The sequence below is a fragment of the Serratia sp. K1WW1 genome, from assembly GCF_055790865.1.
This window is the reverse complement of the sequence record NZ_CM147697.1, coordinates 2,421,899-2,445,415: the sequence shown is the minus strand read 5'-3', so window position 1 is coordinate 2,445,415 and position 23,517 is coordinate 2,421,899. Positions and strand designations below refer to the sequence as shown.

The window sequence follows — 23,517 nt, the reverse complement described above, 5'->3', positions numbered from 1 at the left end:
GAGTATAACTTTAGCTGGGAACATCATGATGTTACGTGTAATCGATACTGAAACCTGTGGGCTAGACGGCGGCGTAGTGGAAGTCGCTTCCGTTGACGTGATCGACGGGCAAATCACTAATCCGATGAGCGACCTGATCAGCCCAGACCGGCCCATCGGCCTGGACGCCATGGCCATTCACCACATCACCGAACAAATGGTTGAGGGCAAGCCGCGTATCGCCGTCGCCATTGGGCGTTACCAAGGCAGCTAATATTATGTCGCGCACAACGCTGCCTTTGATCGGGCCATGCTGCCGGAAATGAACGGTGCCTGGATTTGTACCCTCAAGCTGGCACGTACGCTGTACCCAGACATTAAATATGGTAATCAATACCTGCGCTATGCGCTGAATCTGGATGTGCAATTGCCGCAGGACACCGCACTTTATCCACACCGAGCACTGTACGACTGCTACGTCACCGCCGCACTGCTGCAACGCATTGTGCAGGACTCCGGTTGGACGGCAGAACAGATGCTGGAAATCACCGAGCAGCCGGTGTTGTTGAAAAAATTCAAGTTCGGCAAATACCGTGGGCAATCTATTGAGCAGGTAGCGCTGGAAGATCCGGGCTATCTGCGTTGGATGCTGAAATCCATCGACGATCTCAGCCCGGATATGAAACACACGTTGAAATACTATCTGCTGGGTTAATCAAGCGGGCAGTCTCATTCCCGCGATGATTTATTCCGCCAACGCCAGAATAAACGCATATTCCAGCGCAATATCTTCGTAAGCCTTAAAGCGCCCAGACTTACCGCCGTGGCCGGCATCCATATCGGTATACAGCAGCAGTTGGCGATCGTCGGTTTTCAACTCACGCAGTTTCGCTACCCACTTGGCAGGCTCCCAGTATTGCACCTGCGAATCATGCAACCCGGTGGTGACCAGCATATGCGGATAATCCTGCGCTTTCACCTGGTCGTATGGGCTGTACTGCAAGATGTAATCGTAATACGCCTTGTCGTTTGGGTTGCCCCACTCGTCATATTCACCAGTGGTTAGCGGGATGGACTCATCCAGCATGGTGGTGACCACGTCCACAAACGGCACCTGAGCCACTACGCCATTGAACAGCTCAGGAGCCTGGTTGACTACCGCGCCCATCAGCAAGCCACCGGCACTGCCGCCCATTGCAAACACCCGGTCAGCATCGCCATAGCCCTGCTCTACCAATGCCTTGGTGACGTCGATAAAGTCGTTAAAGGTATTTTGTTTGTTGAACAGCTTGCCGTCTTCATACCAGAGTTGCCCGAGCTCGGCACCGCCGCGAATATGCGCCAGCGCGAAGACAAAACCACGATCCAGCAGGCTGAGGCGGCTGGCACTGAATGCCGGATCCATGCTGCTGCCATAGGAGCCGTAGGCATAGACCATCAGCGGGTTCGCCCCATGTGCGAAGCGGTCAGCACGGTAAACCAAAGATACCGGCACCTCGACGCCGTCACGGGCCTTCACCCACACGCGCTCGCTACGATAATCTTCTGCCGTGAAGTTTTTCACTTCCTGCTGCTTGAGCAACTCCCTCTCGCCGCTGTCCAGATTCAGCTCATACAGCGTAGTTGGCGTGGTCATGGAGGAATAGCCGTAACGCAGCAGCTCGGTTTCCGGATCTGGATTGTAGGCCAGCCAGGTGACATAGGTCGGATCGTCGAAAGCGATGCTCTTGTCTTCACCGCTCTGCCAGTGGATTTGGCGCAGCTGGGTCAGCCCGGCGATGCGTTCCTCCACCACCAGCCAGTCACGGAACAGGTTGAACCCTTCGAGCATGACATCGGTGCGCGGGGCAATCAGTTCCTGCCATTGGCTTTCCTCAGCCTGCTCACTCTGATACAGGCCAAAGTTCTTGCCGTTTCTGTTAGAGCGAATGTAGAAATGCTCACGGTAGTGATCGATGGCATATTCGTGATCTTTGCGGCGCGGCGCAAACATCTGCGGCTTACTGTCTGCACTGTTCGCATCCAGCAACAGGATCTCTGAGGTGGTGGTACTGCTGAGGTGGATCAGAATAAAGCGCTCGGAGGTGGTTTTTTCCAGGCTGACGTAGAAAGTGTCATCCTGTTCCTCGTAGATCAGCACGTCCTGCTGCGGATCGCTACCCACCACGTGGCGATAGACCTGATACGGCAGCAATGTCTTGGCGTGTTTACGCACGTAGTAGACGGTGGCGGAGTCATTCGCCCACTCGAAGTTGCCAGAGGTGTTTTCCAGCACCTCTTCGGCCCAGCTATCGTCGCCTAGGTCCTTGAAACGGATATCGTATTGGCGGCGTGACAGGAAGTCCTCCGCCACGGCCAGGCGCTGGTTGTCCGGGCTGACGTCCAGCCCGCCCAGCGTATAGAATTCGTGCCCTTCCGCACGCTGGTTGCCATCGAGCAAGGTGTCCCAAAGCTCGGTGACCGCTGCAGGCTGGCGCACATACAGCGCATATTCATTACCCGGCTCATAGCGGGTCTGATAGCGGAAACCACGCCTGACGTAAGGCACGGAATGTTCCTGCTGTGGGATACGCGCGACCATCTCCTGATACAGAGTTTCACGCAGCGCCTGTTGCGGCTTTAGCTGAGCGTCGGTGTAGGCATTTTCTGCCCGCAAATACTCCAATACCTGGGGATCGGTACGTTCGTCATCGCGCAGCCAGTAGTAGTCATCCACACGCGTGTCGCCATGGATGGTGATTGGGTAAGGACGTTTTTCTGCCTTGGGAGGTGTCATCATTGCTAAATCATCCGCTTACTTTGATTAAGGCAAGAATGACACGAATTTCACAAGGTTAACAAGCCGCGTAAGTAAATGGGCGCAGCAGCGCCCCTACGCAGTGAACCGGTTAGGTTTTGTCAGCATCTCATCGCAATGTGAGATGGCGTACGGCATCAGCGCTTGGTAAACGCGATGACAAACAGCTCATCCAGCCCTGGGTAGATATCCTGGATCACCTGCTTGAGTTCGCTGAGGGTCATATTCTCCTGCTGCGCATGTTCATGCGTCAGCTCATCCAGACGCACCGGCGTTACCGACTTTACCTCGATATAACAGAAAAATACGCCGTCTTCGTTGCGGCTGACGCGCAGCACCTCATTCGGTTGGAAGTCAGCTTCGCTGGCATCCCGAATGGTGATGGTTTTGCGCCCTGCCAGAATATCTTGCTCAAAACGGCTGAAGAAGGTTATCTCACGGGACATGCTGGATCCTTGGTTATCATCATGTTGCTGTACCACTGCTTAGGCGGCCTGCTGCTCTTCTGACGCAGCGCCTTCTTCCGGGGCGGCGGCAGGTTTCTCACCTTTGGTTTTGGCCGGCTTTTTGGCGGCCTCTTGCGGGGCACCACCACGCAGGATCTGCGCCAGCACATCTTTGTGCTCCGCCAGGAAGAAGCTCAACCCTTCACGCTGTTCTTCTTCCAGCGAGACTGGCGCTTGCTGCAACCATTCACCGAGGCTATCGGCCAGATCCAACATTTTGTCGTAGGCATCGGCTTCTTTCTTGTTTGCGAAAGTCATTTTTTCCTCACCGTTTCTCACTACTACATATTTCACTTCAACAGCCATGAGCATCTTCCTCAAAGGTTATGATACTGTATTTTTATACAGTATAGAGTGATTTCGGGCAGGGCTGCAAGCGCCCTGCCGTTTATTATTTCAACAGCCGCACTTTGCAGCTCTTGCCTTTGATCTTACCTTGCTGAAGCTGTTGCAGTGCCTTACGGGCGCTGGCCTTACGGATAGCCACATAGGCATGCACCGGGAACATGTCGATCTTGCCGACTTCTGCCGCCGTTAGCCCGGCGTCACCGGTCAATGCCCCCAGAATATCGCCAGGGCGGATTTTAGCCTTGCGGCCGCCGTCGATGCACAGGGTGACCATTTCCGCTTCCAGCGGCGCGTTAGACGCCCCGCTCAGCTCAGACACCGGTGACCATTTTGCGCGCATGGACAGATACTCTTCGAGAGCATGAACACGCACCATTTCCTGCGGCGTACACAGGCTGATTGCCAACCCACTCAGACCGGCACGGCCAGTACGGCCAATTCGGTGGACGTGAACCTCGGGGTCAAACGATAACTCGTAGTTGACAACCAGTTCCAATTCTTTGATATCCAAGCCACGTGCGGCCACGTCGGTCGCCACCAGTACACGGCAGCTGCGGTTGGCAAAGCGAACCAGCACCTGGTCACGATCGCGTTGTTCAAGATCGCCATGCAGCGCCATACAGCTGATATCACGGGCTTCCAGCGCTTCATACACGCTCTGGCAATCACGCTTGGTGTTACAGAACACCACGCAGGACGCTGGCTGATAATGGCGGATGGCGCTCACCAGCACCGCAGGGCGTTGATCGCGGGTGGTTTCATAGAAACGTTGTTCGATAGAGGCTTGCTCATCGCCATCTTCGACTTCCACATTCAGTGGCTGGCGTTGCACACGGGCGCTAATGCGCTCAATGCCCGCCGGATAGGTGGCAGAAAATAGCAGGGTCTGGCGCTGCGGCGGCGTATAGCTGATCACATCATCGATATCATCGGCAAAGCCCATGTCCAGCATGCGGTCGGCCTCATCCAGCACCAGCACGGTCATCTCGTCCAGCACCAGGGTTTTCTTGCGCAGATGCTCCTGCACACGGCCCGGCGTACCCACCACAATGTGCGGCGCATGCACCAGGGAGTCGAGCTGTGGCCCCACCGGCTGGCCACCACACAGGGTCAGTATCTTGATGTTCTGGGTAAAGCGGGCCAGGCGACGCAGCTCTTTGCTCACCTGATCGGCCAGCTCACGCGTCGGGCAGAGAATAAGCGCCTGGGTTGCCACTTTGGCAACGTTGATTTTATCCAGCAGGCCGATGCCAAATGCCGCCGTTTTACCGCTACCGGTTTTCGCTTTGGCACGTACGTCCTGCCCGTTCAGGATGGCAGGCAGCGCTGCGGCCTGTACCGGCGTCATTTCGGCATACCCCAGTTCGTTGAGGTTGGCCAACTGTTCAGTTGGCAGCGGCAGGGAAGAAAAAGAAACTGTGCTCACGGCAATAACTCTTATATAGCAAGTGGAAAGGCGGCGCTGCGCTTGGCTGGCACCGGATCAGGCGCAGATGATAACAGAGTTGGTGGGGTTTCCGGATTTCGGCGTTAAAAAAAGCGGTTAATAGGCGCTACTGGCCGCACGCAATCGTTTTCGTATATACTGCGCGCTCAGTGTCAGACCCGTGAATTCATTCATATCCAGGTATCAGACTATGTTAACTATTGGAACCGCCCTGCGCCCTGCCGCCACCCGCGTTATGCTGCTCGGCTCAGGCGAGCTGGGCAAAGAAGTGGCCATCGAATGCCAGCGTTTAGGCTTGGAAGTGATTGCCGTCGACCGTTACGCCGATGCCCCGGCCATGCATGTGGCACACCGCAGCCACGTCATCAACATGCTGGATGGCGCGGCGCTAAAAGCGTTGATCGAACAGGAACGCCCCGATTTTATCGTGCCGGAAATAGAGGCTATCGCCACCAGCATGCTGGTTGAGTTGGAGCAACAGGGCCATAATGTCGTCCCCTGCGCAGAAGCCACTCGTCTGACCATGAACCGTGAAGGTATTCGCCGTCTGGCCGCTGAAACGCTGGAGCTGCCAACGTCCAGCTACCGCTTTGCCGATAACGAGCAAAGCTTCCGCCAAGCGGTGGCCGAAATTGGTTACCCTTGTATCGTCAAGCCGGTGATGAGCTCATCCGGCAAAGGGCAAAGCCTGATCCGTGAAGAGCAGCAACTGGGCGCAGCCTGGGATTACGCACAGCTCGGTGGGCGCGCTGGCGGAGGCCGGGTCATTGTTGAAGGGCTGGTCAAATTTGATTTCGAGATCACTCTGCTGACCATCAACGCCATCGATGGCGTACATTTCTGTGAGCCTATTGGCCACCGTCAGGAAGATGGGGATTACCGCGAGTCCTGGCAGCCGCAGCGGATGTCTGAGCTGGCATTAAGCCGTGCTCAGGCGATCGCAGCCAAGGTGGTTAACGCACTGGGTGGATTTGGCCTGTTCGGCGTAGAGCTGTTCGTCTGCGGTGATGAAGTGATTTTCAGCGAGGTCTCACCACGCCCGCACGACACCGGCATGGTTACGCTGATTTCGCAGGATCTGTCCGAGTTCGCACTGCACGTGCGCGCTTTCCTTGGGCTGCCGATTAACGCGATACGCCAGTTCGGGCCTGCCGCCTCTGCGGTGATCCTGCCGGAGCTAAGCAGCGACAACGTGCGCTTCAGCGGGTTGGAGACGGCACTAAGTGGTTATAACCAGGTGCGGTTATTCGGTAAACCGAACATCGAGGGCAAACGCCGGATGGGTGTTGCACTGGCCGTTGCACCAGAAGTAGAGCAAGCGGTAGAGCTGGCCAAACAGGCCGCTGCTGCGGTGACGGTGCAAGGGTAAACCGGTTGGGGGTTCGGGACGCCGACCCCCGCTAACGTCAGTAGTTTTCGTCGTCTTCGCTATCTTCGTCCAGATACTCGGTCGGTTCTTCCTGCTGCTGTTCTTCTTCTTCATCGTCGAACATCACGCTAACCTGATCGCCCTGATGTTTTTCGCGGATTTCTTGCGCCACAGTCGCGATGGCCTCTCCGCTGCTCATGCCCTGCCCCATCAGCAGATGGATACGTTCAGCAGCTTCCTGCTGTTCTTGGTGACTCAGTGACGGCATACCTGCAAGCATGTATTTCTCCCCGGTAAAATAGGCGTGAATTATACGCGCTAACGACGCAGATCCCTACACCTGTTATTCGCTGGCCCGCAAGGGGGTCGCGTTATCAATGCGCCACTGTTTTAAGCGATGCAGCCACAACATCACATGCCATGTCTGCTTGATCCCCCGCATATTGTCGATCATCATCCGCTGAATGCCGCGCCGGTAGAAATCTTCAGCGATCTGTTGTTGCGCCTGCAGTTCGGGCTCACGGCGAATACTATGGCAAATCCCCAGCGCCTCACGCGCGATTTGCCAATGGAAGGCCGCACAAATCGAGATCTTGCTGCTGTAACGCTGATTCAGTGCCACCAGCATCTCGACGATTTTCATATAGTGGCGCTGGTACTCGACGTTCGCCTGCCCGGTACGCCGACGGTTGCTGATCGAGCGGTCGTGTACCCGTTGGCGATATAGCGGTTTGCTCAGGTATTTAACTCGCTGAGCATTGAACATCACCTCGGTGGTCCAGGGGATATCCTGGTGGTGTAAACCAGGTTCGAAATAGAGCTGGTGCTGCTTGATAAAATCCAGGCGATACACGGCTAACCACACCACATGAATAAAGCGTCTTGATTTCAACGCTTTTTCCAACCACTGCGCACCAGAAATAACCGCCGTATCTTTCAAGCGCGAAGCAGGAATTATGAGTTGCAAATCACCATTGCTTGCAAAATAGCGTTCGCCGTTACATTGCATCACGTCTAATTGATGTTCTTCGGCTAATGCAAGCAGCGTTGAATACATTTTTGGATCCAATAAATCATCGGCATCGGGGAAGGCGACATATTTGCCACGGGCCACGGCCAGCCCGGCATTACGGGCATTGGAAACCCCTGAGTTGGGCTGATCGATGACCTTGATATGCAGATGCTGCGCGGCGTAGCGGTGCGCGATCTCTCCTGAGCCGTCGGTGGAACCATCGTTAACGATGATCACCTCCAACTGCTGTTCATGTTGCGCCAGCAATGAATTCAAGAAAGGAATAAATAGCTCCCCTACATTATGCAAAGGAACAATAACGCTTAATTTTAATGACATTGCCGCCTCACCTGCAGAATGATTTTCGGGTGAAAAAGATAATTTTGAATTTATTTTTACTTATTAGAACATCCATCGCGGAAATTTATTCCGGTGAATTTAGGCGGGATTTTTACATGTTATAATATGGCAGACGTGGCAAAAAATGCTCCATTTACGCATGGTTTACTTTTCATGCGGCTAATCTGTAAGCAGCACCCTATGGCGTAATGTGGCAGAATGGCTGCCAACACCGCTGTTTACGTGAGTCAGGTTGATTGATCCTATGAATGTCTCCGCCCCAAACCTTAAATCGTTACCCTATACGCGCGAAGCCGTATTAACGCTGTTCGCTCCATTGGCACAACGGCCTTGGGCTATGCTGCTGCATTCAGGCTTTGCCGATCACCCGCATAACCGGTTTGACATTCTGGTGGCAGAACCGCGCACCACGCTGACGACTTGCGGTGCCAGCACCGAGATCCAGCAGGGAGAGACTCGCAGTCACTCACCGGAAGATCCCTTTGTGCTGTTGCAGCAACAGCTAGATGCTCTCAACCTGCATCCGCCACTGAACGGCGAACTGCCCTTTCAAGGGGGAGCACTGGGGCTATTTGGCTACGATTTGGGGCGACGTATCGAAGCGTTGCCGCAGTTGGCGCAGGCCGACATCAAGCTGCCGGATATGGCGGTGGGTATTTATGACTGGGCACTGATCGCCGATCATCATCAGCAAAAACTGACCCTGCTCAGCTATGGGGATGTAGAACAGCGCTGGCAATGGCTTAACCAACAGCATATTGTGCCGCGGCCCCCCTTCGCCCTGACCGGCAACTGGCAGGCCAACATGACGCGCCAACAATATGGCGAAAAATTCCGGCGGATCCAGAGCTATCTGCGCAGTGGCGATTGCTATCAGATCAATTTGGCGCAGCGTTTTTCCGCCCCTTATCAAGGGGACGAATGGCAGGCATTCCAGCAGCTAAGCGCCAGCAACCGTGCGCCGTTCTCCGCTTTCCTGCGCCTGCCCGCCAACGCGGTGTTGAGCGTTTCACCAGAACGTTTCCTGTGGTTGGCCGATCGGCAGATCCAGACCAGGCCCATCAAAGGTACGCTACCCCGCCTTGCCGATGCCGCGCTGGATGCAGAACAGGCGCAAAAGTTGGCCAACTCACCCAAGGACCGGGCCGAAAATCTGATGATTGTCGATCTGCTGCGTAATGACATTGGCCGTGTGGCAGAGCCTGGCAGCGTGAAGGTGCCGGAACTGTTCGTGGTTGAGCCGTTCCCGGCGGTACATCATCTGGTCAGTACCATTACGGCCACCCTGCCCGCCAACCGCTCGGCTAGCGAGCTGTTGCGCGCCTGTTTTCCCGGCGGATCGATTACCGGCGCGCCCAAAGTGCGGGCAATGGAAATCATCGAAGAACTGGAGCCGCAGCGCCGTAATGCCTATTGTGGCAGCATTGGCTATCTCAGCGTTTGCGGTACCATGGACACCAATATCACCATCCGCACCCTGATTGCCGAAAACGGGCGCATCAGCTGTTCTGCCGGTGGTGGCATCGTTGCAGATAGTCAGGAACAGGCGGAGTATCAGGAAACCTTTGATAAGGTAGGCCGCATCTTGCCACAGCTGGGGGAGTTTACCGTTTCGTGAGCCATCAGGACTATCCGGCCTCATTGGCCGATTTTATCAGCCGCTTTCAGCTGCAACAGCCGCAGGCGATGCAGATCTCCCACAACTCGCGCCCAGCCGCCGTGCTGATCCCGATCGTTTGTCGGCCAGAACCGACCCTGCTGCTCACCCGCCGCGCCGACTCACTGCGTAAACACGCAGGTCAAGTGGCCTTCCCCGGCGGTAAAACCGATGCTGAAGACGGTTCTCCCATCATTACCGCACTGCGTGAAGCGCAGGAAGAAGTGGCGATCCCGCCGCAACGGGTGCACATCCTCGGCCAGTTGGCCCCGCTCGACAGCAGCACCGGTTTTCAGGTAACGCCGGTGGTGGGCCTGATCCCGGCAGATGTGGCGTTTCATGCCAACGAAGATGAGGTCGCCGAGGTGTTCGAAATCCCGCTGCAAGAAGCACTGCGGCTATCGCGCTATTATCCGCTGGACATTCATCGTGGTGGCCACGCACATCGAGTCTACCTTTCCTGGTATCAGAGCCAGTTCGTCTGGGGTCTGACGGCCGCGATTATTCGCCGCCTGGCACAGCAAGTCAGCATTTGAATCTGGCATTTTTTGCGACATACGTCACGTTAAAGCCGGGATTACCTGTCGTTTTGAGTATAAAGCGATCGCTATCACTCCAGCAGCCTGTTTTATCAACTACCGTTACCGCTATCGATGTTTTAAAAAAACTGTAAACTCTCTCTTCAACCTTACGAAATACCTGTAAAATAGTTACCACCGGAATAAACCACTAATATTATAAGGATTACCCCGGTAGTATTTTAAGGCGTTAACAGCACTACCAAGGATTATTTTATTTCATGCGAAAAGGGCCACAAAACCCGTACGGCCCTTTTACACTATCGCCGTTCCCTGCGCGGTTTTTAACCGCAGCAGCCATAACAATATGCCTCTTTAAGGAGTTTTAGCGTGATTAGCGTTTTCGACATGTTTAAGATCGGCATCGGCCCGTCCAGCTCTCATACGGTTGGACCGATGAAAGCCGGCAAACAGTTTGTCGACGATCTGGTAAACGAAGGCTTGATGCCTTCCGTCACGCGTGTTGCCGTCGATGTTTACGGCTCACTCTCATTGACCGGTAAAGGTCACCATACTGATATCGCCATCATTCTCGGCCTGGCGGGCAATATGCCTGATACCGTCGATATCGATGGCATTCCAGGCTTTATTCGCGATGTTGAGCAACGTCAACGCCTGATGCTGGCCAGCGGCCTGCACGAAGTCGATTTCCCCCGCGACGGCGGCATGGTATTCCGTAGCGACAATATGCCGCTGCACGAAAACGCCATGCAGATCCATGCCTTCGCTGGCGACAAGCAGGTTTACAGTAAAACCTATTACTCCATCGGGGGTGGGTTTATCGTTGATGAAGAACATTTCGGCAAAGCCGAAAGTAACGAAATCTCGGTTCCCTATCCGTTCCACTCGGCAAGCGAAATGTTGGCCCACTGCCACGCCACTGGCCTGTCCCTCTCCGGGATGGTCATGCAAAACGAACTGGCACTGCATAGCAAGCAGGAGATCGAGGCCTATTTCGGTAACGTTTGGCAAACCATGCGCGCCTGTATCGATCGCGGTCTGAACACCGAAGGCGTACTGCCTGGCCCGCTGCGGGTTCCGCGCCGCGCCTCCGCCCTGCGCCGCTTGCTGGTTTCCTCAGACAAACTGTCCAGCGACCCAATGAACGTGATCGACTGGGTCAACATGTTTGCGCTGGCGGTGAACGAAGAGAACGCCGCCGGTGGCCGCGTGGTGACCGCCCCAACCAACGGAGCCTGCGGGATCGTCCCTGCGGTGCTGGCTTACTACGATCATTTCATCGAGTCCGTCAGCCCGGAAACCTATGTCCGCTACTTTATGGCGTCCGGTGCGATTGGCACGCTGTATAAAATGAACGCCTCGATTTCCGGTGCCGAAGTGGGCTGCCAGGGCGAAGTTGGTGTGGCCTGTTCGATGGCCGCTGCGGGCCTGGCCGAGTTGCTTGGCGGCAGCCCTGAGCAGGTTTGCATCGCCGCCGAAATCGGCATGGAGCATAACCTGGGCTTGACCTGCGATCCTGTAGCCGGCCAGGTACAGGTCCCATGCATCGAGCGCAACGCCATTGCCTCAGTGAAGGCGATCAACTCGGCGCGTATGGCACTGCGTCGCACCAGCGAGCCGCGCGTGTCGCTGGATAAGGTGATCGAAACCATGTACGAAACCGGTAAAGACATGAACGCCAAGTATCGTGAGACCTCCCGTGGTGGTCTGGCGATCAAGGTTCAGTGTGACTGATTAAGTCTGTTCCCCCTCGTCATCACCGGCGAGGGGGAACGGCTGAAAAAACCTGAACTGGCTACGCAACACCCAGGGGCGCCGCATGCTGCGCCCACTTAGAGAATCAATAGATTAGCCAGGGAAAAACCTCGTTGCCCCTTACAAACTCAGCAATACTGCTAATCTGACCACCTCGCCCATCCGCCGGTTAACCCCCAAATTACCCCGTTGATCGCGCCAACCGAAATAATTTGTTGAGTTACCATCAATTTTCCATGCGAACAGGCTAGAATTAGCCAAGCATAGTATTACTGAAATTGCGCCTGGAAGTGGCGTCAGGCAGTTAGACTGAACAAGGACTTACCGGATGTTGATGACCCAACTTGCCGCATCGAAATACCGCTATTACCGTTGGCTTCTCGCCGGCGCGGTTGGGTTGGCTATTTTGTTGATTTCGCTGTATACCCGCTACTATCAGGAAGTCCGTAATACCGAACAAAACCAGCGCGTCCTGGCCAGCCGGGTGATCACCAAACTGAATGAATTACTGCTACCTGCACAGCAACAGGCGCTCCGTACCATGTCGCTGGTCGGGCAACCCTGTGATTCGGTGATGCCGACGCTACGCTTTCGTGCCGCACAGAATCAGGCGCTGCGCTCGTTGCTGTTGGTTCAGGACGGAACGATTTATTGCTCCAGCCTGTTTGGCCAACGCCACTATGTGTTTACCACCATTTTCCCGACCATGAACAAAGGCGGCATGCAGCTGGCACTTCGCCCTTCCATCACGGTAGCCAAAGGAACGCCTACGCTGGTGCTGTGGACGCCATTGCCCACCAAAAGCGACAGTGGTGTCCTGCACGTTTTCAATATCGATCTGCTGTCCAATTTCCTGCTGGAACCCCAAGAGCCTTATGCACACCGGGTAGCTCTGAACGTGGGTGATTACAGCCTGGAGTATGGCCAACGGGAAATCACCTTGAGCGATGTCAAAGCCGAAGGTCTGCAATACACCGCCAAATCCGCCAAATATCCTTTCTCCATCTCGCTATTTGGCCCCAATGCCCGCACTCTGGCGTTGGCCGCGTTACCCCGCCATATTCCTCTGGCGCTGATGCTGAGCCTGCTGGCGGCCTACGTGGTCTATCTGATCACCGCCAACCGCATGAGCCTGTCTTACCATATTGGCCACGCCATTACGCATCGCGAATTTCGTGTCTACTGTCAGCCGATTATCAACAGCGATAATGGGCGCTGTGTCGGCGTTGAAACCTTGATGCGCTGGAAGAACAAGCGGCAAGGCTGGATTTCGCCAGACGTGTTTATCCCGCTGGCCGAACAACACGCACTGATCATTCCCCTGACGCGTTATCTGATGACCACTGTGGTGGAAAACCTCAACCTGTTTCCCCCTCGCCCCTCTTTCTATATCAGCATCAACGTCGCAGCAGAGCATTTCAATACCGTCAGCATTATCGATGACATCCGCCGCATCTGGCTGCCTGCCCATCCGATGCCTTCATTGATGCTGGAACTGACGGAGCGAACCGCCCTGTCAGAAATTCAGTATGAGCAGATTAAAACGCTCAAAGAGATGGGCATCATGCTGGCGATAGACGACTTCGGCACCGGTCACAGCTCGCTCAGTTACCTGAAAAAGCTCAGCCCGGACGTGTTGAAGATCGATCGTGGCTTTACCGCAGCCATTGGCACCGACGCGGTCAATGCCACCGTGACAGACACCATTATTACGTTGGCACAGCGCCTGAAATTAAAACTGGTAGCCGAAGGGGTTGAGACAGAGGAGCAGGCAGAGTATTTACGCTCGCAGGGGGTAAATGCCTTACAGGGGTATTATTTTGCCAAGCCGATGCCGATCAACGTGTTTCCACTGTGGCTGCAACAGTATGAAACCCGCCAACGCGTGCTGCATCAACAGTCACAAACAAAAGAAAAGCGAGATAATTAGTACCCCTCACCCTAACCCTCTCCCACAGGGAGAGGGAACCGATCGAGTTAATCTGGAAATACGGTATTCAGCATGAGTTTTGGCTGACTCACTTTGGATGACAGGATGACCGAGGTTGCTGAGATTATCCCCTTTGTCCCAACAGAGCTGATCGAGTTAGCCTGAAAGTACAGTATTCAGCATGAGCTTTAGCTGACTCACTTTGGATGACAGGATGACCGAGGTTGCTGAGATTATCCCCTTTGTCCCAACAGAGCTGATCGAGTTAGCCTGAAAGTACAGTATTCAGCATGGGCTTTGGCTAACTCACTTTGGATGATGGAATGACCGAAGTTGCTGAGATGATCTCCTCTCTCCCAACAGAGCTGGGGCTATCAACTCCCTCTCCCTGTGGGAGAGGGTTGGGGTGAGGGGACGACTACTTACTCGTCTTGTTCGTGCAGCGGCTTCACCTTGGTGATACTGACCAGCTCGATGCGATAATCCGAGATTTCAAGGATTTCAAAGCGCAGGTCGTGAAGTTCGACCACGTCTCCCACCGTTGGCATCTGGCCAGAATATGAGAGCAGGAAGCCCGCCAGCGAGGCGTAATCCTCGGTGGGGCTAACCAGATCGTCACAGTCCAACGCCTGCTCCAACGAGTGGAGATCCGCCCCGCCTTTCACCAGCCAGCGGTCGCCATCCTCGATAATATCCGGCGTTTCGTCTTCGTCCGGGAACTCACCGGCAATCGCTTCCAGCACGTCTAACGGCGTGACCAGCCCCTGCACCACGCCAAACTCATTGGTCACCATCACCAGGCGGCCCTTGGCCCGGCGCAATACCGCCAACAGCTTGATCACATCCATGGTTTCCGGCACCACGATCGGTGGAGTACGAGCGGCAAACTCGGCGATATCCACGCCCTGATCCAACGCGACCAGCAGATCCTTGGCACGCACCACGCCGATAAACTCATCCAGCTCATAGCGGCAAACCGGGAACAGGCTGTGCGGGGTATCCAGCAACTGTTCGCGCACCTCGTCGCGGGAGCGTTCGCAATCTACCCACGAAATCTCGGTGCGCGGCGTCATTACGCTGCGCAAGGTACGGGAGGCCAACGTCAGCACGCCGCTGATCATATAGCGTTCCTCCTGCGCAAAGGTTTCTTTCACCTTATGCAGGCTGTCTTCATCCACCTGCTGCTGGGTACGCTGTTGCCCCATCAGGCGCATAATCGCTTCAGCCGTGCGTTCGCGCATCGGGCGACGAGACTCGTGCTTGATGAAGTTGCGCCGTGCAATCTGGTTAAACATCTCGATCAGGATCGAGAAGCCAATCGCCGCATACAGATAGCCTTTCGGAATGTGCACGCCAAGGCCTTCAGCAATCAGGCTCAGGCCGATCATCAGCAGGAAGCTCAAACAGAGCACCACGATGGTCGGATGGGCGTTCACGAAGTTGGTCAAAGGTTTCGAGGCCAGCAACATCACCGCCATCGCAATCACTACCGCTGCCATCATGACCGGCAGATCGTTGACCATCCCCACCGCCGTGATCACCGCGTCGAGCGAGAACACCGCATCAAGGATGACAATCTGCACCACCACCGCCCAGAATTTGGCGTAGCCACGGTTGGCACCTTCCTGATGAGTGCTGCCCTCCAGCCGTTCATGCAACTCCATCGTGGCTTTGAACAACAGGAATACCCCACCAAACAGCAGGATCAGGTCGCGGCCAGAGAAAGCGAACTCCCCCACGCTGAACAGCGGTTTGGTCAGCGTCACCATCCACGAAATCACCGACAGCAACCCAAGACGCATCACCAAGGCTAATGAAAGGCCGATAATGCGCGCTTTATCACGCTGCCTGGGCGGTAGTTTGTCGGCAAGAATGGCGATGAATACCAGGTTGTCGATACCCAGCACGATTTCCAAGACCACCAGGGTCAATAACCCGGCCCAAATCGAGGGGTCCATTAATATTTCCATATCAGACTCCAGAAGAAAGACAGGTTGGCAGAGCTGTGCTCAGACGTAGGGAGGCAAACGCAGACGTGGCGTTGGCGATGAAAGAGAGAAAACAGGATGACACTAACAGGAAGCAGCCATAAGGCCGAGCGAACGTTGTGGCGCCAACAGGTGGCGGGTGAAACCTTTTAAAACAGTAACTTCGGTGACAGTCCATAGGGAGGGCTGAGGCCCTTCACTCCTTGGTTATGAAAGAAGAATGCACTCTAACAGGAAATTTTTCGCCAGAAAAGTGGCTTTGTTCAGTTTGCGTCTCATTTTGTAACAGCTTTGCTGTTTAATTCCGCAAACTAACTATTCGGCTTAATCGATCCACTAATAGCAGAGCAATGTCACAAAATTTATTTTTTCACGCACTAAAATAAATGGCGTTAACGGGAATTAACGGCCACAGGTTTTTGAAACTGCGTGATAAATGTTAAGTGTGAGTTTCTTTTTTTCTACCATAATGTATTTGAACCAACGTATCTGAACCGCGGAAGTGACTGCCAGGATGGTGATGAGTCAAGACACGATCCGTGCCTTAAGTTCAACGAGGAGGTAGCGAGTGGCAATAGCTATTATCATCGGCACACACGGGACTGCAGCGGAACAACTGCTGAAAACAGCAGAAATGCTATTGGGTGAGCAAGCCAACGTCGCCTACATAGATTTCGTTCCCGGTGAGAATGCTGAAACGTTAATTGAGAAATACAATGGGAAAATCAGTGAGCTCGATACCAGCGATGGCGTCCTGTTTCTGGTTGATACCTGGGGCGGCAGCCCGTTTAACGCGGCCAGCCGTATCGCAGTAGACAAACCACACTATGAGGTTATCACCGGGGTTAACATTCCCATGCTGGTGGAAACATTCATGGCCCGTGATGACAACCCAAGCTTTGACGAACTGGTCGCGCTGGCGTTGGAAACCGGCCGTGAAGGCGTGAAAGCGCTGAAGAAACCGGTGGAAGAGAGTGTTAAGCCCGTCGCGCCACAAAGTGCCCCTGCTCCAAAAGCCGCTGCGCCCCAAGCGCCTCTCGGCCCCAATGACCATATGAAAATCTGCCTGGCGCGTATTGACGATCGTCTGATCCACGGCCAGGTTGCTACCCGCTGGACCAAAGAGACCAACGTCAGCCGCATCATCGTAGTCAGTGATGAAGTGGCCGCCGACCACGTCCGTAAAACCTTGCTGACTCAGGTTGCTCCCCCAGGCGTTACCGCTCACGTTGTTGACGTGGCAAAGGCGATCCGCGTCTGGAACAACCCGAAATATGCGGGTGAGCGCGTGATGCTGCTGTTCACCAACCCAACCGACGTTTGGCGTCTGGTTGAGGAAGGGGTGAATATCACATCGGTGAATATCGGTGGTATGGCGTTCCGCCAGGGCAAAACCCAGGTGAATAACGCGGTGTCCGTCGATGAGAAAGACATCGAGGCGTTTAAGAAGTTAAACGAACGCGGGATTGAACTTGAAGTCCGTAAGGTCTCTTCCGACAGTCAGCTAAAAATGATGGACCTGATTAACAAACTCAATTAACGACAACGTCGTTAATTTTTTACTCAGAGCTGTTTGGTCATATAGGAGAAGTGCAATGGAGATCACCACTCTTCAGATTGTACTGATATTTATCGTTGCCTGTATCGCCGGGATGGGTTCCGTCCTGGATGAGTTTCAATTCCACCGCCCGTTAGTGGCCTGTACGCTGATTGGCTTCGTTCTCGGTGACATCAAAACCGGTATCATCATCGGCGGTACGCTGGAAATGATCGCACTGGGTTGGATGAACATCGGGGCTGCGGTTGCACCCGATGCGGCGTTAGCGTCGATTATTTCCACCATTCTGGTTATCGCCGGTGGGCAAAACATCGGTGCCGGTATTGCCCTGGCGATCCCACTGGCAGCAGCAGGCCAGGTACTGACCATTATCGTACGTACCATCACCGTGGCCTTCCAGCATGCGGCGGACAAAGCGGCAGAACGGGGTAACCTGAACGGTATTACCGTGATCCACATCGCGGCCCTGTTGGTTCAGGCAATGCGTGTCGCTATTCCTGCGGTGATCGTGGCGGTCTCTGTCGGCACAGCTGGCGTCCATGCCCTGCTTAACTCAATTCCGGAAGTGGTCACAGGCGGTCTAAACATCGCCGGTGGCATGATCGTGGTAGTCGGTTACGCGATGGTCATCAACATGATGCGTGCCGGTTATCTGATGCCATTCTTCTACCTGGGCTTCGTTACCGCAGCCTTCACCAACTTTAACCTGGTCGCACTCGGTGTGATCGGTGTGGTGATGGCGGTGCTCTACATCCAGCTCAGCCCTAAATACAACAAGTCTCAGGTGGTTCAGGCCAACCCTGCCGGTGCCAACGACCTCGATAACGAATTGGACTAGGAATAGGTGAAAGAAATGGTTGATACAACGACTCAAAAGAAACTGACACCTGCCGATATTCGAGGCGTATTCGTACGCTCCAACCTGTTCCAGGGTTCATGGAACTTCGAACGTATGCAGGCGCTAGGTTTTTGTTTCTCCATGGTACCGGTGATCCGTCGCCTGTATCCGGACAACAACGACGAACGCAAGCAGGCAATCAAACGCCATCTTGAGTTCTTCAATACGCAACCGTTCGTCGCAGCGCCAATACTTGGCGTTACCATGGCGATGGAAGAACAGCGTGCCAACGGCGCACCGATCGACGATGCGGCCATCAACGGCATCAAAGTAGGTTTGATGGGGCCACTGGCCGGCGTCGGTGACCCGATATTCTGGGGTACCGTTCGCCCGGTATTTGCCGCATTGGGTGCCGGTATTGCCATGAGTGGCAGCCTGCTCGGCCCGCTGTTGTTCTTCGTGATGTTTAACCTGGTACGCCTGTTGGTTCGTTACTACGGTGTCGCCTACGGTTATCAAAAAGGGGTCGATATCGTTAGCGATATGGGCGGTGGTTTCCTGCAAAAACTGACGGAAGGGGCGTCCATCCTCGGCCTGTTTGTCATGGGGGCCCTGGTTAACAAGTGGACGCACGTGAATATCCCGCTGGTGGTGTCAAAAATTACCGACCAGACCGGGCAAACCCACGTCACCACGGTACAAACCATCCTTGACCAGTTGATGCCTGGCTTGGTACCGCTACTGCTGACCTTCGGCTGTATGTGGCTACTGCGCAAGAAGGTCAACGCGCTGTGGATCATTATCGGCTTCTTCGCCATCGGTATCTTCGGTTACTGGATTGGTCTGTTAGGTCTGTAATAGCAATTGATGGCCGGGGGGCAACCCCCGGTTTTTTTATTTATGGAGTGGTGAGATGTCGCTGACCGATGGCGTAATACTGATTTTTATTCTGCTGATGCTGGCGTATGCGCTGTATGACGAGTTCGGCATGAACCTGCTGAAAGGAAAAACGCTGTTAAAGGTGCAGCTCAAGCGGGGTAACCGCCTGGACTGCCTGATCTTCGTCGGTCTGATCGCCATCCTGATCTACCGCAACCTGGTCGAGCAGGGAGCGCCGATAACTACCTACCTGCTAATTTCCCTGGCGTTGATGGCGGTATATATCTCCTATATCCGCAAGCCCAAAATGTTGTTTAAAACTACGGGCTTCTTCTATGCAAATGCGTTTATTGACTATCGACGCATCAAAGCCATGAATTTATCCGAAGACGGCATTCTGGTTATCGACTTAGAACAGCGCCGGTTATTAATCCAGGTGACGCACTTGGATGACCTGGAAAAAATCTATCATTTTTTCCTTGAAAATAAATGAGTTAAAAACCACCCTCCCCATACTGATTAATTAACAGTGCTTTGTTTGGGTAATTAATCAGCATGGCTGGTGTTTTTTCTGCTTATTATTTCCACACCATTGATGCAACTATCGCCATTACTTCCCTCAACAAACACGCTAATGAAAATAAGTCTCAATTTCACCCAATACCCCGGTGAAATTAAACGTTGTCCGCAGCAAAAATATTATGGTATGGTTGCGCCGTCATTGGGGAGTAGCCGGTTTCTGGGGAGTCATAACCAGAAACGCCCGTATCAACATACTCGTTTCGTCAGCGAAACGTGGTGCGGGCAGCCAGGTAGGTTGGCGAGACCATAGGCACGTAACTCCGTCGTATGGTTGGGGGTGGGTTACGTGTATATGGAGCCACCCGGCCGAGACTATTTCAATGAACCTTTCCGCAACTCTTATCCTGGCTTTTGGCATGTCTATGGACGCGTTTGCCGCGTCGATCGGCAAAGGTGCCACTCTGCATCAACCGCGTTTTCGCGAAGCTATCCGTACCGGTCTGATCTTTGGCATCATTGAAGCCATTACCCCGCTTATCGGCTGGGGTATCGGGCTGTTTGCCAGCCAATACATCATGGAGTGGGACCACTGGGTCGCCTTTAGCCTGCTGTTTATCCTTGGCGCACGCATGATCGTTGAAGGGGTGAAAAACAAGCCGGAAGAAGAGAAAGTCAATCGTCATGGCTTCTGGGTGCTGGTCGCTACGGCCATTGCCACCAGTCTGGATGCGATGGCCATCGGTGTGGGCCTGGCATTCCTGCAGGTTAATATCCTGCATACCGCGATGGCGATAGGTATGGCAACCATGATCATGGCGACGCTGGGGATGATGGTTGGCCGGTTTATCGGCCCGCTGCTGGGCAAGCGCGCAGAAATTCTTGGCGGCGTGGTGCTGATCGGGATTGGCTTTAATATCCTGCTGGAACACTTGGGCTACCTGGCTTAATCCTTGGCTGCGAAGAAGACTCCCTCACCCTAACCCTCTCCCCAAGGAGAGGGAACCGATCGAGTTCGTTGATCTTTCTGCGTAATATCCCAACTTTCTTGCTTTTACACCCTAGTTTCCGAAGCTACACGGGCCAATTACCTCTCCCCAAAGAGCCGATCGAGTTCGTTGATCTTTCGGCGTAATACCTTAACTTTCTTGCTTTTACTCCCTACTTTCCGAAGCTACACGGGCCAATTACCTACTCCAGGCAGCTCCCTCACCTTGGATAAGATGGGTGTTCGAGTTGCTCAGGTGATCTCTTTACCTCCAAAAAAGCAGGGGCTATCAGCTCCCTCTCCCTGTGGGAGAGGGTTGGGGTGAGGGGAAGGTTAACATTGATGCCACTCAGCCCCGGCGGTACAAGCGGATGGCGAAATCCGTCTCGCAGGCAAAGGTGGCCATGTCGAGCAAACCTTGCTGCACCTCCGGTGAAGCGCGCCAGGCAAACGGCGTCATCTGCAACAGATTGGCAGCCTGCTCACCCGGCAGCGCCATCGGATACGCCAATGGCTCGGCCAATTCACAGCTAAAGCCCTCAAGCTGCTCATCATGCTCCGCATGCAATTGAACCTCCTGATAAACCTGCTGTTTTAGCTGATAAAGGTGCCGAGGCCCCGGTGACACTGTCACAACCACCCCACCCGGCTTGACTACCCGCGCCAATTCCTCGGCTTTACAGGGGGCATAGATACGTAACACAGCATCGAGCGACGCGTCAGCAAACGGCAGGCGATGGCTGGAAGCCACACAGAAAGAGACCGCCGGGTAGCGTTTGGCCGCCGAGCGGATAGCCACCTTGGCAACATCCAGGCCATACACCATTACGGTCCGTTCCTGAGACAAGCGTGCCGCCACGGCGGCCGTGTAATAGCCTTCACCACAGCCAATATCCAGCAGTGTCTGCGGCTCAATAGGCAAGGAGCTGGCTAACAGCTCGGCCACCCGCTGTTGCAACGGCTGGTAGTAGCCGCCGTCAAGAAATGCGCGGCGGGCCTGCATCATCTCGGCACTGTCACCCGGCTGTTTAGAACGCTTGTGTTGCACCGGCATTAAGTTGACGTACCCTTCTTTGGCACGGTCGAATTGATGGTTATTTTCGCAACGCCACTGTTGGTTTGCGAAATCAAGCGGTTGGAAGCACAGGGGGCACTGATAAGACATGGATGAGATCCCGAAGAGAGATGGCGCAGGTAGTCTAAAGAAGGCTGGTGTACGATGCAAGGCGGATGCCCATCTGCCACTAGCCAAGTAATCCAAAAGCTGGCTACACTGGATATCTCCTCTCAGCCACAGGCAAAGACGTTCTATGACCGACTATTCCCCGCTGCTCAGCGGCGTTCCTGGCATCGCTCATGGCTTTGGCAATAAAGGTGCCCTGCTGCCAACGCCGTTACAGCCCTTTCGCAATACGCTGCCTGAGAAAAAACAGGTACACGGTACTCGCATAGTCGATATCCATCAGGCGGGCCAGCAATGCGGTGAGGCCGATGGCTTCTTTACCCGTGAGCCAGGGATCCTGATCAGCGTATTAACCGCAGACTGCCTGCCGGTGATTTTCAGCCGTAAAGACGGTAGCGCCATTGCTGCGGTACATGCGGGCTGGCGCGGCCTGCTGGATGGCATTCTGGAGCAGATGGCCAAACGCATCGGCCAGGATGACGATACCGCCAATTGGGTGGCCTCCATCGGCCCCGCTGCGGGCGCTTGCTGCTATCAGGTTAACCAGGAGCTGGTCGAAAAGTTTCAGCAGGCGCTGCCCTTGCCAGCAGAGCTGATCAGCCCGACCCACCGCCATCTGGATCTGGCCGCCATCGCCGTAAACAAGCTCAAAGCCCTGGGATTCGCCGCGGTCGATCACGCAGGCTCTTGCACCATCTGCACGCTCAACAGCGACCCACGGCAGCCCCAGCGCTTTAAATACACCAGCTATCGCCGCAACAGCCATCGCCGCGCACAAGATCCCAACCATCCGGGGATTAAAGGCCGCAATCAGTATTCCGGCATCATCATCACAGGGTGATATTCATCGACGCCAGAAACGAAAAAACCCGCACTAAGGCGGGTTTTTTGTTCAGCTGACGCTGATTAGATTGCAGTAACGTTTACTGCAGATGGGCCTTTCTGGCCATCTTGAATTTCGAACTCAACGTTCTGGCCTTCAGCCAGGGTTTTGAAGCCGTTACCCTGGATTGCAGAGAAGTGTACGAACACGTCTTTGCTGCCGTCAGCCGGGGTGATGAAACCGAAACCTTTAGACTCGTTGAACCACTTAACTTGACCTTTGATCTTTGCCATCTTGAGTATTTCCTTTGGATTGTTTAAACCGCCCGTAGGCGTTACATAGACAAACTAGAGTCGTTACTGCTTGAGGCACTAAGATAAGGATCGGCAGAGAAGCGGTATTCAACGCTAACGTCTTTACTCAGAACTTCTTTACTGAAAATGCCACACATATACAGAACTGTACCTCGTTTTACCCAAGTGCGTTATCACATACTCTGGAATCGTTGGCAAGCCATTTTTAATCACTCATGGACGTGTCGCACATATTTGAAACGGTCAGCCGCAAGAATAGCTTAAATAGGGCAAAAGAGGTTGAAGCCTTGGCTATTTTCTGCTTTGTAAAGAAGCCGCGCTGTACTCCGCGTGGCGCCTCAGTTTTAACAATTCTTTCAACTCGGCAGCGAGCGATTTTGACCACATATAAGCCGCAGGCAGGCCAAAGAACGTAAAAAAATTTGAATCTTTATGGAATTTTATATGCAACTATTGAATATCGATGTTCAGGGGCCAAACGACCAACTGATCCGACCTTTGGCTAGCAAAGCCTGTCATAGCAGGATAGTTATGCTTTGGGCCCCCGCAACAGAACCGTTCACTCGGGCCAAAACGCTCACACAGGCCAGTGCATAATCATGCAGCGAGCCAAATTTTGCACCAAGAATGTGCAAGTGGACGAAATAGCCACCCCGCCCTGCGGGTTTATATCCGTAGCTAAGTTAGTAAGGATAAAAAAAATAATAAAAATACCACCTACCCACTCA

At 54.1% G+C, this 23,517-nt stretch carries 21 protein-coding genes, 1 pseudogene and 1 riboswitch; of the genes and pseudogenes, 12 read left to right on the top strand and 10 right to left on the bottom strand.

Translation table 11 applies throughout. The features are described from left to right. The first annotated feature begins 25 nt into the window (after positions 1 to 25). Positions 26 to 694, top strand: a pseudogene (gene exoX / locus ACX9GU_RS11040) (exodeoxyribonuclease X). Positions 695 to 724: 30 nt separating this feature from the next. Here exoX and ACX9GU_RS11035 read toward each other — a convergent pair. The 4 genes from ACX9GU_RS11035 to dbpA form a co-directional block, all read right to left on the bottom strand. After that, positions 725 to 2,758: a S9 family peptidase gene (locus tag ACX9GU_RS11035; RefSeq protein WP_473194772.1), complete on the bottom strand. Its 2,034-nt coding sequence runs from the start codon at positions 2,756 to 2,758 to the stop codon at positions 725 to 727. Positions 2,759 to 2,913: 155 nt separating this feature from the next. Then, positions 2,914 to 3,222, bottom strand: a complete 309-nt coding sequence (yqfB, locus tag ACX9GU_RS11030) for a N(4)-acetylcytidine aminohydrolase (RefSeq protein WP_021181048.1) — start codon at positions 3,220 to 3,222, stop codon at positions 2,914 to 2,916. A gap of 39 nt (positions 3,223 to 3,261) precedes the next feature. Further along, a complete protein-coding gene (locus ACX9GU_RS11025; RefSeq protein WP_021181047.1) occupies positions 3,262 to 3,588 on the bottom strand; it encodes a YebG family protein in 327 nt (108 codons plus the stop codon). 85 nt (positions 3,589 to 3,673) lie between these two features. Beyond that, on the bottom strand, positions 3,674 to 5,056 hold the full coding sequence (dbpA, locus tag ACX9GU_RS11020; RefSeq protein WP_473194771.1) for an ATP-dependent RNA helicase DbpA: 1,383 nt from the start codon (positions 5,054 to 5,056) through the stop codon (positions 3,674 to 3,676). 211 nt (positions 5,057 to 5,267) lie between these two features. On the opposite strand from dbpA, the gene purT reads away from it, so the two are divergent. Next, a complete protein-coding gene (purT, locus tag ACX9GU_RS11015) occupies positions 5,268 to 6,446 on the top strand; it encodes a formate-dependent phosphoribosylglycinamide formyltransferase (RefSeq protein ID WP_447876902.1) in 1,179 nt (392 codons plus the stop codon). A 37-nt stretch (positions 6,447 to 6,483) separates the two neighbouring features. On the opposite strand, the gene ACX9GU_RS11010 is transcribed toward purT, so the two are convergent. Both ACX9GU_RS11010 and ACX9GU_RS11005 read right to left on the bottom strand, forming a co-directional pair. After that, positions 6,484 to 6,726, bottom strand: a complete 243-nt coding sequence (locus tag ACX9GU_RS11010; RefSeq protein ID WP_021806766.1) for a YoaH family protein — start codon at positions 6,724 to 6,726, stop codon at positions 6,484 to 6,486. Positions 6,727 to 6,789: 63 nt separating this feature from the next. Next, a complete protein-coding gene (locus ACX9GU_RS11005; protein WP_473194770.1) occupies positions 6,790 to 7,797 on the bottom strand; it encodes a glycosyltransferase in 1,008 nt (335 codons plus the stop codon). Positions 7,798 to 8,062: 265 nt separating this feature from the next. Here ACX9GU_RS11005 and pabB point away from each other — a divergent pair, with 265 nt between their 5' ends. The 4 genes from pabB to ACX9GU_RS10985 all read left to right on the top strand — a co-directional run bounded on the left by pabB (position 8,063) and on the right by ACX9GU_RS10985 (position 13,699). After that, complete coding sequence (gene pabB, locus ACX9GU_RS11000; RefSeq protein ID WP_473194769.1) at positions 8,063 to 9,436, top strand: aminodeoxychorismate synthase component 1; 1,374 nt, start codon at positions 8,063 to 8,065, stop codon at positions 9,434 to 9,436. Then, positions 9,433 to 10,011, top strand: a complete 579-nt coding sequence (locus ACX9GU_RS10995; RefSeq protein WP_059201062.1) for a CoA pyrophosphatase — start codon at positions 9,433 to 9,435, stop codon at positions 10,009 to 10,011. Before pabB ends, ACX9GU_RS10995 begins: the two co-directional genes overlap by 4 nt. A 372-nt stretch (positions 10,012 to 10,383) precedes the next feature. After that, entirely contained in the window at positions 10,384 to 11,748 is a 1,365-nt protein-coding gene (sdaA, locus tag ACX9GU_RS10990) for an L-serine ammonia-lyase (RefSeq protein WP_166732767.1), read from the top strand. A 349-nt stretch (positions 11,749 to 12,097) separates the two neighbouring features. Next, positions 12,098 to 13,699 carry an EAL domain-containing protein gene (locus ACX9GU_RS10985; protein ID WP_473194768.1) on the top strand — a complete coding sequence of 534 codons (1,602 nt, stop codon included), beginning with the start codon at positions 12,098 to 12,100 and terminating at the stop codon, positions 13,697 to 13,699. Positions 13,700 to 14,121: 422 nt separating this feature from the next. On the opposite strand, the gene ACX9GU_RS10980 is transcribed toward ACX9GU_RS10985, so the two are convergent. Further along, positions 14,122 to 15,669, bottom strand: a complete 1,548-nt coding sequence (locus ACX9GU_RS10980; RefSeq protein WP_473194767.1) for a TerC family protein — start codon at positions 15,667 to 15,669, stop codon at positions 14,122 to 14,124. Between the two features lie 586 nt (positions 15,670 to 16,255). On the opposite strand from ACX9GU_RS10980, the gene manX reads away from it, so the two are divergent. The 5 genes from manX to mntP all read left to right on the top strand — a co-directional run bounded on the left by manX (position 16,256) and on the right by mntP (position 20,431). Then, positions 16,256 to 17,227, top strand: coding sequence for a PTS mannose transporter subunit IIAB (gene manX, locus ACX9GU_RS10975; protein WP_024486722.1), 972 nt, complete (start codon positions 16,256 to 16,258; stop codon positions 17,225 to 17,227). Between the two features lie 55 nt (positions 17,228 to 17,282). Beyond that, entirely contained in the window at positions 17,283 to 18,083 is an 801-nt protein-coding gene (locus tag ACX9GU_RS10970; RefSeq protein WP_021181036.1) for a PTS mannose/fructose/sorbose transporter subunit IIC, read from the top strand. A 15-nt stretch (positions 18,084 to 18,098) separates the two neighbouring features. Beyond that, positions 18,099 to 18,941: a PTS mannose transporter subunit IID gene (locus ACX9GU_RS10965; protein ID WP_071682965.1), complete on the top strand. Its 843-nt coding sequence runs from the start codon at positions 18,099 to 18,101 to the stop codon at positions 18,939 to 18,941. Positions 18,942 to 18,996: 55 nt separating this feature from the next. Beyond that, complete coding sequence (locus ACX9GU_RS10960) at positions 18,997 to 19,455, top strand: DUF986 family protein (RefSeq protein ID WP_021181034.1); 459 nt, start codon at positions 18,997 to 18,999, stop codon at positions 19,453 to 19,455. Positions 19,456 to 19,673: 218 nt separating this feature from the next. Next, a riboswitch (yybP-ykoY riboswitch) is annotated at positions 19,674 to 19,854 on the top strand. 10 nt (positions 19,855 to 19,864) lie between these two features. After that, entirely contained in the window at positions 19,865 to 20,431 is a 567-nt protein-coding gene (gene mntP, locus ACX9GU_RS10955; RefSeq protein WP_024487163.1) for a manganese efflux pump MntP, read from the top strand. Positions 20,432 to 20,818: 387 nt separating this feature from the next. On the opposite strand, the gene rlmA is transcribed toward mntP, so the two are convergent. Next, positions 20,819 to 21,634, bottom strand: a complete 816-nt coding sequence (gene rlmA, locus ACX9GU_RS10950; protein ID WP_473194766.1) for a 23S rRNA (guanine(745)-N(1))-methyltransferase — start codon at positions 21,632 to 21,634, stop codon at positions 20,819 to 20,821. Positions 21,635 to 21,779: 145 nt separating this feature from the next. Between rlmA and pgeF the strand changes: the two genes are divergently transcribed. Beyond that, on the top strand, positions 21,780 to 22,493 hold the full coding sequence (pgeF, locus tag ACX9GU_RS10945; protein ID WP_473194765.1) for a peptidoglycan editing factor PgeF: 714 nt from the start codon (positions 21,780 to 21,782) through the stop codon (positions 22,491 to 22,493). 65 nt (positions 22,494 to 22,558) lie between these two features. Here pgeF and cspE read toward each other — a convergent pair whose 3' ends face one another. Further along, positions 22,559 to 22,768, bottom strand: coding sequence for a transcription antiterminator/RNA stability regulator CspE (gene cspE / locus ACX9GU_RS10940; protein WP_002221949.1), 210 nt, complete (start codon positions 22,766 to 22,768; stop codon positions 22,559 to 22,561). Positions 22,769 to 22,809: 41 nt separating this feature from the next. Continuing rightward, complete coding sequence (locus ACX9GU_RS10935) at positions 22,810 to 22,926, bottom strand: DUF2627 domain-containing protein (RefSeq protein WP_002211058.1); 117 nt, start codon at positions 22,924 to 22,926, stop codon at positions 22,810 to 22,812. Between the last annotated feature and the right edge of the window lie 591 nt (positions 22,927 to 23,517).